This is a genomic window from Colwellia sp. (genome assembly GCF_013215345.1).
Taxonomy (GTDB): domain Bacteria; phylum Pseudomonadota; class Gammaproteobacteria; order Enterobacterales; family Alteromonadaceae; genus Colwellia.
This window is the reverse complement of sequence record NZ_JABSOV010000112.1, coordinates 1-12,430: the sequence shown is the minus strand read 5'-3', so window position 1 is coordinate 12,430 and position 12,430 is coordinate 1. Positions and strand designations below refer to the sequence as shown.

At 40.3% G+C, this 12,430-nt stretch carries 11 protein-coding genes and 1 pseudogene; 3 read left to right on the top strand and 9 right to left on the bottom strand.

The window, feature by feature from the left end; translation table 11 throughout:
* The 3 genes and pseudogenes from HRT50_RS14720 to HRT50_RS14710 form a co-directional block, all read left to right on the top strand.
* A pseudogene (locus tag HRT50_RS14720) lies at window positions 1-199 on the top strand (serine/threonine protein kinase); the annotation flags it as partial.
* A 107-nt stretch (window positions 200-306) separates the two neighbouring features.
* Window positions 307-756: a VOC family protein gene (locus tag HRT50_RS14715; RefSeq protein WP_291615786.1), complete on the top strand. Its 450-nt coding sequence runs from the start codon at window positions 307-309 to the stop codon at window positions 754-756.
* Window positions 757-1,019: 263 nt separating this feature from the next.
* A complete protein-coding gene (locus tag HRT50_RS14710) occupies window positions 1,020-3,692 on the top strand; it encodes a DUF5011 domain-containing protein (protein WP_291615784.1) in 2,673 nt (890 codons plus the stop codon).
* A gap of 132 nt (window positions 3,693-3,824) precedes the next feature.
* Here HRT50_RS14710 and HRT50_RS14705 read toward each other — a convergent pair whose 3' ends face one another.
* The 9 genes from HRT50_RS14705 to HRT50_RS14665 all read right to left on the bottom strand — a co-directional run.
* Window positions 3,825-4,211, bottom strand: coding sequence for a disulfide bond formation protein B (locus tag HRT50_RS14705; protein WP_291615782.1), 387 nt, complete (start codon window positions 4,209-4,211; stop codon window positions 3,825-3,827).
* Between the two features lie 108 nt (window positions 4,212-4,319).
* The gene (lipA, locus tag HRT50_RS14700) at window positions 4,320-5,306 is read right to left on the bottom strand and encodes a lipoyl synthase (RefSeq protein WP_291615780.1); all 987 of its coding nucleotides are present in this window, start codon (window positions 5,304-5,306) and stop codon (window positions 4,320-4,322) included.
* The gene (lipB, locus tag HRT50_RS14695; protein ID WP_291615778.1) at window positions 5,299-6,006 is read right to left on the bottom strand and encodes a lipoyl(octanoyl) transferase LipB; all 708 of its coding nucleotides are present in this window, start codon (window positions 6,004-6,006) and stop codon (window positions 5,299-5,301) included. Before lipB ends, lipA begins: the two co-directional genes overlap by 8 nt.
* Before the next feature lie 52 nt (window positions 6,007-6,058).
* Window positions 6,059-6,322, bottom strand: a complete 264-nt coding sequence (gene ybeD, locus HRT50_RS14690; protein ID WP_291615776.1) for a DUF493 family protein YbeD — start codon at window positions 6,320-6,322, stop codon at window positions 6,059-6,061.
* 204 nt (window positions 6,323-6,526) lie between these two features.
* Window positions 6,527-7,726 (bottom strand): serine hydrolase, encoded by a 1,200-nt coding sequence (locus HRT50_RS14685; protein WP_291615774.1) that lies wholly within the window; start codon window positions 7,724-7,726, stop codon window positions 6,527-6,529.
* A gap of 483 nt (window positions 7,727-8,209) precedes the next feature.
* Window positions 8,210-9,073 (bottom strand): septal ring lytic transglycosylase RlpA family protein, encoded by an 864-nt coding sequence (locus HRT50_RS14680; protein ID WP_291615790.1) that lies wholly within the window; start codon window positions 9,071-9,073, stop codon window positions 8,210-8,212.
* Window positions 9,074-9,142: 69 nt separating this feature from the next.
* Complete coding sequence (rodA, locus tag HRT50_RS14675) at window positions 9,143-10,258, bottom strand: rod shape-determining protein RodA (RefSeq protein ID WP_291615773.1); 1,116 nt, start codon at window positions 10,256-10,258, stop codon at window positions 9,143-9,145.
* The gene (gene mrdA / locus HRT50_RS14670) at window positions 10,258-12,219 is read right to left on the bottom strand and encodes a penicillin-binding protein 2 (protein WP_291615771.1); all 1,962 of its coding nucleotides are present in this window, start codon (window positions 12,217-12,219) and stop codon (window positions 10,258-10,260) included. The genes rodA and mrdA overlap by 1 nt, the downstream gene beginning before the upstream one ends.
* A gap of 65 nt (window positions 12,220-12,284) precedes the next feature.
* Window positions 12,285-12,430 (bottom strand): 23S rRNA (pseudouridine(1915)-N(3))-methyltransferase RlmH (locus HRT50_RS14665; protein ID WP_291615788.1); only part of this gene is annotated, 146 nt, incomplete at its 5' end.

Here is a 12,430-nt window from a genome sequence, read left to right as displayed (position 1 = left end):
CCATGAAAAGGAAGCTGAATTTAAAGCCTGCTTAGCGCAAATTTTAGCACTATTACCTACTATAGATGGTGTTGGAATATCGGGCTTTATGAAGTTACCTTACAAAGACACCCGATTCTTTGAGCACATTAGTAGCATGCCAGATAAGTTTTACCCGAAAAACCCTAAGCTAAGCTTGCACCAAGACCAACAATGTTGAGGTTAAGTGGGTTGAGTAGCGTTTTTGCGAGTAGGGTTTTGGCAATAGTATTTCTTGATAATTACTCGAACTTACCATATTTTTAATCATTTATTAGGAGCGGCGTTATGTATGGAGAGAAACTAGGTAAAATGGCTTGGATGGATTTATCGGTTGCCGATGCCGAAGTGGTGAGCCATTTTTATCAAAGTGTTTTAGGCTGGCATCGCGAGCCAATATCAATGACATTAGGCGATGAAAAATACCGTGACTTTGTCATGACTTCAGCAACTGAACCTAATGCGTTAAGTCAGGCTAGTAGGCCAGGTAAAGAGAATACTAATAACGGCACGGCAGAAAATATACCAGCACCTTCAGCATCACCTTCAGCAACAGCCTCAACACCAAAAAGCTTAGTGACAGGAATTTGTCATGCCAGAGGTGAAAATCAAGATATGCCAGCGTTTTGGTTACCCTACTTTTTAGTCAAAGACCTTGATGAATCGGCTGATAAAGTTGTGGAAAATGGCGGTAGTCTAGTAACTAAAGTTAAAATGTCGGCGCTGATCGATATCTAGTGATAAAAGACCCAGCAGGTGCTATGGCAGCTATATACCAAAAGGCTTGATTGATAATAATTTAGCTAAATTTAAAGCTAACTAGCTTAATTTCAATCAGCTAGCAGAGCATGATTATTCTGCACTGATTCACTCACTAACTACTCACTAGTTTACTCATTTATTAATTTACCAAGAAGTTAGGATTTAAGCTGTTCTTGGTAGCGAAATCTGAAACTCTAACCTATGTTTATTTCACTATAAGAAACTAAATGAAGGTTATTATGCTTAAAATATCTAAAATTTTTGGTCAATACCCGCGCTATGTTTTGTTCTCCGTCATGATTTCAACCTTGTTATTGTCAGGTTGTGGCGGCAGTAGTTATGGTGATGATAAAGCAGCTGCTGATACCGTAGCTCCGGTAATCACTTTAACTGGGGGAGCCGAAGTTAATGTGTTAGTCAATGGGACTTATACCGATGCCGGCGCAACTGCCACTGATAATGTCGACGGCACAATTAGCGTAGTAACCACAGGTAGTGTTGATACCATGACTGTCGGTGTCTATACCCTGACATATACCGCCACTGATTACGCCGGTAATGTGGCCACGTTAACACGTACTGTCACTGTCGTACCGCCAACTCTAACTGGCACCGCCGCCGCAGGTGCTGCTATCGTTGGTACTGTTACTATCAAAGATTCTTTAGGGGCTACAAAGTCTGAATTAATCGAAGCCGATGGTACATACTCGGTTGATGTGACTGGTTTAACACCACCATTTAGATTACGTGCCGAGGGCACTGTTGGCGGTAAAAGCTATCGCTTACATTCCTATGCAGAAGAGGCGACCTTAGATGGCACGATAAATATTACTCCTTTTACTGATTTGATAATTGCTAATGCCGCCCATCAAATAGCAGCAGCTTATTTTGATGAAACCTCGCCGACAAACTTAGATCCAGCAGAACTTGCAGCGCAAGAAGATGCGCTGCAAGCAAAACTACAAGCAGTATTTGATGCCCTTGGTTTAGATTCAGCTATTAACTTACTAACCACTACTTTTAGTGCCGACCACTCTGGTTTAGATGCCGCGTTAGATATTATTCAAATTGAAACTGACCCGACGACGAACATTGCTACCATTCAAAATATTTTAGATGGCTCTAGTATTGAAGATGACATTACTGACAGTGATGATAACCAAGCAGTTATTATGGTAGATGTTGCAGCATTAACTACGGCGGTAACAGATATTCAAGCTATAGCGGATCTATTTAATAACTTTGCCTCGGCATTTGCTGACGGTTTACCGACCTCCACGAGTATTGATAACTTTTTTGCAGATACTTTCCTTCATGAAGACCAAGCTAAGAGCCAGTTTTTAACCGATATTACTACCGACCCTAGTGTCATTGGTCTTGCCTTTTCCAGTATAGTTGTACGGGATCTTGACTCAACAGCTGGCACCGCAACGGTAGACTTTAACGTCAATATTAACGGTATTGTCGACGTTGAAGTGGAAACATGGTTGCTACAAAAAAATAGTGGTCAAGCTTGGCAACTATTAGGCAATCAACAATTTTTTGAAGCAGATCTTTTGACTTTCCACTGTAACGATTTTGATGGCACTGATGATGTATCAGGTGGTTGTGGCTTAAATGTTTCCTTTTATGATAATGACTTTAGCAATAATGGTACTAATAATGCGCCTTTAGCCTCTGCCACTATGACTATTATTGATGGCACCGACGGTGAAACCGTGAAAGATATTATCTATTTAGGTAACCCAGAGCACATTGGAGCAGGTGAATTGCAAGTCTATAACCAAACTACGCAAATGTATCAGTGGGATTATGCCGGCTTTGGCGATTCGGATGGCGACGTTGACCCGGCTATCTTTGTCGTCGGTGATATCATCAGATACAAGTTATATACGGAGCAACTAGACCTAACGGTGCCGGGTCAACCTATGGTGAGTACCGGTAGTGAAGTGGCAATGTTTGATAAAACCTTATTGCACCTACCCGAAACTACTGGCCGCTACCCAGCATTAACTGCTGAAAGCATTACGGCTTTAAATAACTTTGCTTTAGATGAAGACTTAACTGTGTCATGGACCTTACAAGCTGGCACTGTCATTGACTCTATTTGGGTTGAAATTAGCGACAACCAAGGCAATTACTATGATGTTGAAGATGAAGCTATTGCGCTAGATGCAACCAGCACGATAGTTGATTCATCGGTGTTTTCACACAAACTGTTAGATGACCTAGATTTTGATCAAACTAACATGACCTTATTAGTGCGTATTTACTCAATAGTGCCAGCAACAGGACAAACACATTCTACTGACTATCGCAGAAACTTCGATGGTACCAGTGGACCGGGTGATGGTACTGGTGGTAATAGTGCAAATGTGATGTGTGATACAGAATCGCCTTGGGATGATGAGAACGATAAACCAACGGTATTTTATTCTATTAACGATTTTGAAACCGCTATTGCCGATTGTGCTAGCCAAGAAAATCTACCAAGCTTTACTAAAGCTAACCTAGAGGGGCTTACATGGTATGTCGATGATGAGCGTATTGTCTTTGACGCTACTGCGGATACATTTGTTATAACTACCTACGGTGATGATGGCATTCTTGGCAATGCTGATGATGAAACCTTTTATGGCACAGTGGCAGACTATGCTAGCAATGTAATAGAGCTTTCATTTTCATTTACTGAAGGCGGAGATATTGTTGGTCGTGACTTGATAAGAGTGAAGGGAGAGCAGACCTTCGAGGGAAAATCGGTCTTTACTGCCGTTATTCTGTGGGAGTTCTACGACTGGACTGAATCCGATGGTGATAAAGTCGACAAAACACATCAAGGAGGCGAGTTACACACTGGCTCTTATGCCCTTGATGCCGACTTTGATTGGGATGCTTGGGATGCGACACCATAAAGTTAATGTATTAAATGTGTGAACATAATAAAGCCAGTAGTAATACTGGCTTTATTTTTAGAGTCTGCTATCACTAAGCGGACAGGTGGCTTAGTGATAGAAGACTCTAGAGCATTTTTTTCTTAACGCTTCTTAACGTTTTTTAACCATTATGATATATATTAAACCCATAATCATAGTTAGAGCTAGACCTGATAATATGAAAGGATCTACAGGCAGATTCAGCTGGAATTCACCAGCGGACACCTTTTTCCACCCCATGAAATGTTGATTTGCGGCAACTACGGCACCAAAAAAACCTATGACAAGTGCTGCATACTTCCCAATCCAATGGAAAGATATAGGTAGTATCAAAATCAAGCCTAATATGCCTATAACAGAACGTTGCACACGGCAATAAGGGCACTCATAAACCATACCGCCTATATCCATAATCCAAGCGATAATAGCAATGGCAATAGCGATTAATGCGACAATTTTACTATGTTTTATATAAGTATCTAATTCAAATAATTTCAAGACTTTCCCGTGTACACTTTTTTAGTAGTTATTAAATATTGAAAATAAAAAAGCCAGTGTAATCATACTGGCTTTGATAATTTATCTAATATATTTATTGCTGAGCAGCTATTTAACTTCTTCACCGGCAGCTTGTTTGTCAGCATGGTAACTTGAACGAACTAGTGGTCCACAAGCCGCATGGACAAAGCCCATCTTTTTAGCTTCACGTTCGAGCATAGCAAAATCATCTGGATGCACATAACGTTCTACCGCTAAATGGTCTTTACTCGGTTGTAAGTATTGACCTATAGTGAGCATAGTAACGCCATGGTTGCGTAAGTCTTGCATGACTTCTAAAATTTCTTCGTTAGTTTCACCTAAACCGACCATTAAGCCAGATTTAGTTGGCACAGTAGGGTTAGCATCACCAAAATTCTTCAGTAAGTCTAATGACCATTGATAGTTTGCACCGGGACGAACCTTGGTATAAAGGCGTGGCGCAGTTTCCATATTATGGTTAAAAACATGCGGCGGATGTTGATTAAGTATTTCTAATGCTCTATCCATACGGCCACGAAAGTCAGGTACTAAAATTTCAACTTTGGTGTTTGGTGCTTGCTCGCCAATTTCTTTTACGCAATCAGCAAATTGTTGTGCGCCGCCATCTCGTAAATCATCTCTATCTACCGAGGTGATAACGACATACTTTAAGCCCATATCTTTTAAACTATTGGCAAGTTTTTTCGGTTCATCTTTATTTGGAGGTAGTGGACGACCATGGCCAACATCACAAAAGGGACAACGTCGTGTACATAGGTCACCTAAAATCATAAAGGTGGCCGTGCCGTGATTAAAACATTCAGCTAAATTGGGACATGATGCTTCTTCACACACCGAGTGCAGGTTGTGCTTACGCAAATTAGCTTTAATGGCATCAATACGTTCACTCGAGCGAGGCAACTTGATACGTAACCAACTTGGTTTACGTAACATAGTAGCTTTTGTTGAACTGACAACTTTAATGGGAATGTGAGCTAATTTATCGGCATCGCGAAATTTTTCACCGGCTGCACGATTGGCTGTTTTGGTTGCTGAAGTTAAATCACTACTCATGATGCGTGTTCTTCTCGTTTGGTAAACCTGTTTGATAACTAACATTATTAGCTTCAAGTAAGGTTATTAAATGTTTCACTAACGCAGTACTTGCACTAGCGGTATCTTGTGGACCTTGTAAATCGGCAGTTTGCACCATTTCTAGACCGGCATAACCACAGGGGTTGATACGTAAGAAAGGTGATAAATCCATATTGACGTTGATGGCTAAACCATGAAAAGAGCAGCCTTTACGTACTCGTAATCCTAACGAGGCAACTTTTTTCTCATCAACATAAACACCCGGTGCGTCGGCCTTGGCATAAGCGACAACATTATAATCAGCTAAGGCCGAAACAATACTGTTTTCGATCAAAGTAACTAGCTGTCTAACACCTATCTTCTTGCGGCGCAGGTTTATCATACAATAAATAACTTGCTGACCTGGGCCGTGATAAGTCACTTGACCACCACGGTCAACTTTGACCACCTCAATATCGCCAGGTATTAGTATATGTTCGGCTTTGCCTGCTTGTCCTTGGGTAAAAACAGCAGGGTGTTCTACTAGCCATAACTCATCTGCAATGGTGTCATCACGACTATCAGTAAAATCTTTCATGGCATGCCAAACTTGGCTGTAATCCATGGTATCTAATTGTCGGATAACCAATGAGTCTGCAAGGTTAATAGTTTCTTGCTCGACTGTTGAATTTGAGTGCACTAAGCAAACCTCGTTAATCTAGGGTTTTGAAAACGGATGGCGTTAAAGCGTGTTATAAAACGTACCGTACTTGCTCAATAGCCATTAAGGTTGTATAGATAGTTTCAATGTGCTCTTTACTCGTCACTGTCACCGCAATTGAAACTGAGAGGTAAGTGCCTTTTGAGCTAGGTTTGATTTTTGGCACATAATCACCAGGAGTATGTTTTTGCAACTCGGCAATAATTAAATCAGGCAATTCGTCACAGGCAAGGCCCATCACTTTAAAATTTAATACAGTTGGGAAGTCTAATAATTCATCAAAATGGGTTTTCATGGTCTTTTACTTCTTTATCTAGCTAGGTTTGTACTTTGGCGGCATTTTATCATCAATTTTCATGTGCTGATATTGTTTTTATTCTCTGTCTTATACGTTTTTTTGCTAGGGCAGTATGAGCTGTGTTTAAGTATATGAATATTTTTGTGCTAAAAACAAAAAAGCCTCAATAAAGAGGCTCTTATCGATATGATTTAATAGCTGCTAGTTAGCAAACTGTAACTTAACATAGTCAACTAAACGGCTAAATAAGCTGCCTTCGTTAATTTCTTCCAAAGTCACTAGTGGATATTGAGCAATATCTTCATCATCAAGTTGTAAAAACAATGTGCCTACTACCGTACCTTTAGCTAAAGGTGCCGTTAATTGTTGGTTTAACTCAAAATTTGCTTTTAGGTTTTTACGTTGACCACGTGGAATGGTGATTGGCGTATCTGAGATAATACCTAAATCGACATTTTCTTGGTCGCCCATCCAAACACGGTTAGCGATAAATTTTTCACCGGCTTTATAAGGTGTAATAGTTTCAAAAAAGCGGAAACCGTAGTTTAATAATTTCTTACTTTCTACTTTTCGTGCTCGTTCGCTAGCAGTGCCCATAACCACAGTAACTAAGCGCATATCGCCTTTAGTGGCCGAGGTAACTAAACTGTAACCTGCATTTGAGGTGTGACCAGTTTTCATACCGTCAACATTTAAGCTTTTATCCCACAATAAACCGTTGCGGTTATATTGCTTGATATTGTTATAGGTGAAAGATTTTTGCTTATAAATCGCATACTCTTCTGGAACATCACGGATAAGCGCGATAGCTAGCGTTGCCATATCTCTAGGCGTAGTCATATGAGAGTTGCTGTCTAAACCGTGACTGTTTTCAAAAAAGCTGCTCGACATACCTAATTGCTCAGCATGGGCATTCATTAAATCTGCAAAGGCACTTTCGCTACCGGCAATATGCTCAGCCATAGCAACACAAGCATCATTACCTGAGGCAACGATAATACCTTGGTTTAACAAGCTAACCGATACTTCGGTACCCACTTCAATAAACATTTTTGAAGAGTCAGGGAATTTTTTCGCCCAAGCTTTTTCACTGATCATAACTTTATCAGTGTTTTTAATATTACCGTTTTGAAGTTCTTTACCAATAATGTAACTGGTCATTATTTTGGTTAAACTTGCTGGCGCTAATAGAGTATCAGCATTTTCTTCGGCAATAATTTTACCCGTGGTGTAGTCAATTAAGATAAAGCCTTTAGCATTAATTTGTGGCGCATCGGGGATAATAGTAATGGCATGTGCGGATGGTGTAAGAACCACTGCTGCGCTAAAAAGAGCGCCACTGAATAAGGTCAATAATTTGTTGGCGCTATATTTGCCAGAAAAGCTTGTTGTTTTAGTCATAGTGTTAGTCGTGTGTGAAAAGGTAAGGAAAATCAACTGGACGAAAGTATACCACTTCTAAAAAACTTGGCTATGGGCAAAAAACAGATAATATACCAATCGGGCTAATTTATTGGCCACTTAGCGAGAATTAAAAGGTTTAGAGGCAAGGCATTGATTGAAGAGAATGGTTATTCCCTTGTCAAAATCAATAACTCAGTTTATAAACCCTTTTAAACTAGCCCTTCGGGAACTCATTAGTAAACTGATAACATCACCAAATGAATGAAATATAGAATAACTATGTTTAAGTCATTTTGTTTGTTCTAAGCTCACTAATGTAGCTCTAAGTTGGTCAATTAATTAATCCGTTTGGTATTTCAATAAATTCGCAGAAAAAGCGTTAAAATGTAACAAGGTTTATAAAATATCGGCTTAAATTCCGCTAAAGAACCTCTAATTAGAGCATTGTTCGGACTTAATTTGAACTACGTGTGGGACTTTTTATGGTGCTGATTTTGGGTAAGCGTTAGGGTAGCCATTTTGCTTTAAAGCCAGTAAAAGAGCATTTAACGTGGCAAGATCGCTAATGGGACCAATTTGAATACGGTAAAGTCCTTGATGTTCAGGATAACTGGTTGCTTGTTTATACTGATTTTTTAGCTTATTAGCTGTGCTAATTGCCAGTTCTTTTTTACTGGTGGCCAATACTTGAATATAAGGTGTGGCAATACCCATGTTATCTTGCTGCTTTTCAGTGACTGTTTTTTCCTTAACCGCTGGACTGACAATGACTACAGATGATGCCAGGATAGTGGTGGGCTCTACGACTTTGCCCGTTTTTTTATCAAAGTTAGTAATGGCCGATATCTTAACCTCGGCGGTGCCGGTTTTTAACAGGTCTAGCTTATAAGCCGCGCTATAGGATAAATCAATAATACGTGACTGATGAAAAGGGCCTCTGTCGTTAACGCGGACAATGACCGATTTATTATTAGCTGTATTGGTGACTTTTAAATAGGTCGGCAAAGGTAAGTTTTTATGGGCGGCACTCATGGCATACATATCATAAATTTCACCATTAGAGGTAAGGTGGCCATGAAATTTGTTGCCATACCAAGAAGCAATACCGGTTTGTTCAAAGCCATGAGCGGATGCTAATACTTTATATGGCTTACCAAATACTTGGTAATCTTTATTACCGCCTCGACTATAGGGCTCTGCGCGGGCAATCGCATCTTTTAATTCTGCTTGGCTTGGTAAGCGTGTCGGCGTGCTGTCATGTTTTTGTTGATAGCGACCAGAGCTGCAAGCACTTAACAAAGTGAGTAGTGATATAAAACAGAGTAAAATAAGTCGTTGGTTTATATCTTTCATAAATTTAATATCTTTAATTACTGTCATAGCAGAAAATGGGAAGCTGGTAAGCTTTTTGGCTTAAACATGGAAACGTCGGTGAGTACTAATGGCCATTAACATGCCAAAACCTAACATGAGAGTCACCATGGAAGTACCACCGTAACTAACCAAGGGTAATGGTACGCCAACAACAGGTAAGAGGCCAGAGACCATGCCGATGTTAACAAAAACATAAACAAAAAAGGTAAGGGTAAGGCTGCCAGCGAGTAGTTTAGTAAAAGCATGTTGTGCATTGACGGCAATCCACAAGCCGCGCATAACGACAAATAAATAGATGGCAAGTAGGGCGGCAACACCAATTAAGCCAAACTCTTCACTAAATACCGAAAATATAAAGTCAGTATGGCGCTCGGGTAAAAACTCTAACTGTGATTGAGTACCTTGTAACCAGCCTTTACCTTCAATACCACCGGAGCCAATGGCTATTTTAGATTGAATAATATGGTAGCCAGAGCCAAGTGGGTCTTGCTCTGGGTTTAAAAAGGTCAAAACTCTTTGCTTCTGATAATCTTTCATCAAAAACAGCCATAAAATGGGCACGAATGCTGAAGCTAAACCAACACAAACACCGATAAGGCGCCAACTCGCACCAGCAAGAAAAATAACAAAAATTCCTGAACTAGCAATCAGCAAGGAGGTGCCTAAGTCAGGTTGTTTAGCAATAAGTAAAGTGGGCAATAGCACGAGAATAAAAGCAAGTATTACCGTAGATATTCTTACCGGTAAGTTTTCTTGACTAACAAACCTAGCAATCATAATAGGGACTATCAGTTTCATAATTTCAGAGGGTTGAAACTTTATAAAACCCAAATCAAGCCAGCGCTGTGCTCCTTTGCCGACATGACCAAATAGCAATACACATAGTAGCAGTAACAATCCTAAGACAAAAACCGGTACCGCCCACTTACGATAAACCAGTGGCGGAATTTGTGCGACGATAAACATGCCAAACAGGGCAACAGCTATGCTTCTTGCCTTACGATAAACAACGGCAGTCTCTTGGCCGCCAGCGCTATAAACTAGAAAAAGTCCTAACGCTAATAGGGCTAAAATACCTAACAGTAACGGTACATCTATATGAAGTCGTTGCCAAATACTGTGAATTTTTTGTGGATCTTGCCCGGTACTACGCATTAGTCAGCCTCTTGTGGTGTTGCTGCTATGACAGTAGCTATCTTGGGTTTTACATTACGTTTTTTACTGGTAATCACTCTATCACCGAAATATTGATCCATAATTTGTCTTGCCACTGGCGCAGCATTAGTCGCACCGCCACCTTTGGCGACATTTTCAATGGCTACCGCAATAACAATTTCAGGTTTTTCAAAAGGGGCAAAGGCAATAAACATGGCGTTATCACGTTTGTTTTCTGAGGTGGTTTTTGCATCATACTTCTCACCTTGCTTACGTCGAGCTACCTGTGCTGAACCCGTTTTACCTGATGCGTCATAGGTGCTACCCTTGAAGGGTTTATGGGCTGTGGCACCAAATTTTTGCACAGTATTATGCATGGCGTTTAGCACGATATCCCAATTATTGTCATCTCTAAGCTTTAAAGGTGCGCGTGGTTCATATTCTATTGGCGTTATTTGATGATAAGCATTGCCACTACTTTCAATAATCAATTCACTTTTTGCTTTTAGTAAATGAGGGATTTTGCGTTCACCTTTATTTACCAAAGTCGTCAACGCCTGGGTTAATTGCAGAGGTGTTACTGTCCAAAAACTTTGGCCAATACCAACCGAAAGCGTCTCACCGGTATACCAAGATTGATTGTATCGAGCACGCTTCCAAGCAACACTGGGCATAATTGCTTTATTTTCTTCGTAGATGTCGAGACCGGTGTAGTCACCAAAACCGAACCTTTCCATCATGTTACTGATTTTAGTAATACCTAATTTAAAGGCGAGGTCATAAAAATAGATGTTACACGATTGCTCAATAGCCTTGGTTAAATTAACCTTGCCGTGGCCCCAAGGTAACCAGTCACGATATTTATTAGGTAGACCTTTCAACTGATACCAACCTGGATCGTAAACTTCAGTCTTTGGCGTGATAACATTCTCTTCCAAACCCGTTAAAGCAAGAAATGGTTTGACTGTAGACGCAGGCGGGTAACCACTTTGTACGCTGCGATTTATAAGCGGTAAATCTTTTGATTCAAGTAACTTTTTATAGTTTTTAGTACTGATGCCATGAACAAATAAATTACCGTCGTAACTTGGATTGGAATACATGGCTAAAATACCACCGGTACGTGGATCCATAGCAACTATAGCGCCACGTTTACCTGATAAGGCGCGTTTGGCAATCATTTGTAATTCTATATCTAAGGTTAAGGTCAGGTCTTTACCGGGGACGGGTGGCGTATAATTTAAGGTACGAATCACTCTGCCTTGATTATTGACCTCTACTTCTTGATGGCCAATGGTGCCATGCAGCATATCCTCATAGTATTTTTCAATACCCAGTTTACCAATACCATAGGTAGCAGCGTAGTTCTCAGCGTTACCTGCTTGCTCTAGTTTTTTAGCATCTCTTCTGTTTATACGGGCGACATAACCAAGATTATGGGTGGTTAAATCGGAAAAAGGGTAATAGCGTTTTAAACGAGCATTAACATAAATTCCTGGGTATTTATGTTGGTTTACTGAGAATAAGGCAACTTGTTGGTCACTTAAGCGGGAGTGTAATTCTACCGGTTTAAAGCGACGCTTGCGTTTCATTGATTTGAAAAATTTACTTTGTCGGTCTGCGCTGATATTAAGCAGTTTGCTTACTTGCGCTATGCTAGCTTTAATATCATCGACATCTTCAGCTATCACTTCTAAACTATACACGGGTTTGTTATCGGCGAGTAACACGCCATGCCTATCATAGATTAAACCACGATTTGGCGCTACCGGTAGTAGCTTAATGCGGTTAGAGTTTGAGCGCGTTTGGTATTTCTCGAAAGATTCGACTTGCAGGGTATAGACATTGGCAAAGAGTATTAGTAATACCAATACAACGCCGGAAAAAGCAATAAAAGTACGTCGGGCAAATAAGTTTGCTTCAGCGGAGTGATTTCGAATAACAATACGACGTGGAGACACTAGCGCACGCTATCAAAAATAAAATTATTTACTAAAACTATGGCCAACGTAGTCATCAACAAAAGCTATTCTCTATGGTAAGGGTGGTTAGTGTTTACACTCCAAGCGCGATATAGACTCTCTGCAATGAGTATTCGTACCATTGGATGAGGCAGCGTTAAGGCGGATAATGACCACTTTTGCTCCGACGCTTTAATACAAGCGGGAGATA

Bases quoted from the DNA above. Each gene is read 5' to 3' on its own strand.
- HRT50_RS14715 (WP_291615786.1), top strand. From the start codon at position 307: ATGTATGGAGAGAAACTAGGTAAAATGGCTTGGATGGATTTATCGGTT.
- HRT50_RS14710 (WP_291615784.1), top strand. From the start codon at position 1,020: ATGCTTAAAATATCTAAAATTTTTGGTCAATACCCGCGCTATGTTTTG.
- lipA (WP_291615780.1), bottom strand. From the start codon at position 5,306: ATGAGTAGTGATTTAACTTCAGCAACCAAAACAGCCAATCGTGCAGCC.
- ybeD (WP_291615776.1), bottom strand. From the start codon at position 6,322: ATGAAAACCCATTTTGATGAATTATTAGACTTCCCAACTGTATTAAAT.
- HRT50_RS14685 (WP_291615774.1), bottom strand. From the start codon at position 7,726: ATGACTAAAACAACAAGCTTTTCTGGCAAATATAGCGCCAACAAATTA.
- rodA (WP_291615773.1), bottom strand. From the start codon at position 10,258: ATGCGTAGTACCGGGCAAGATCCACAAAAAATTCACAGTATTTGGCAA.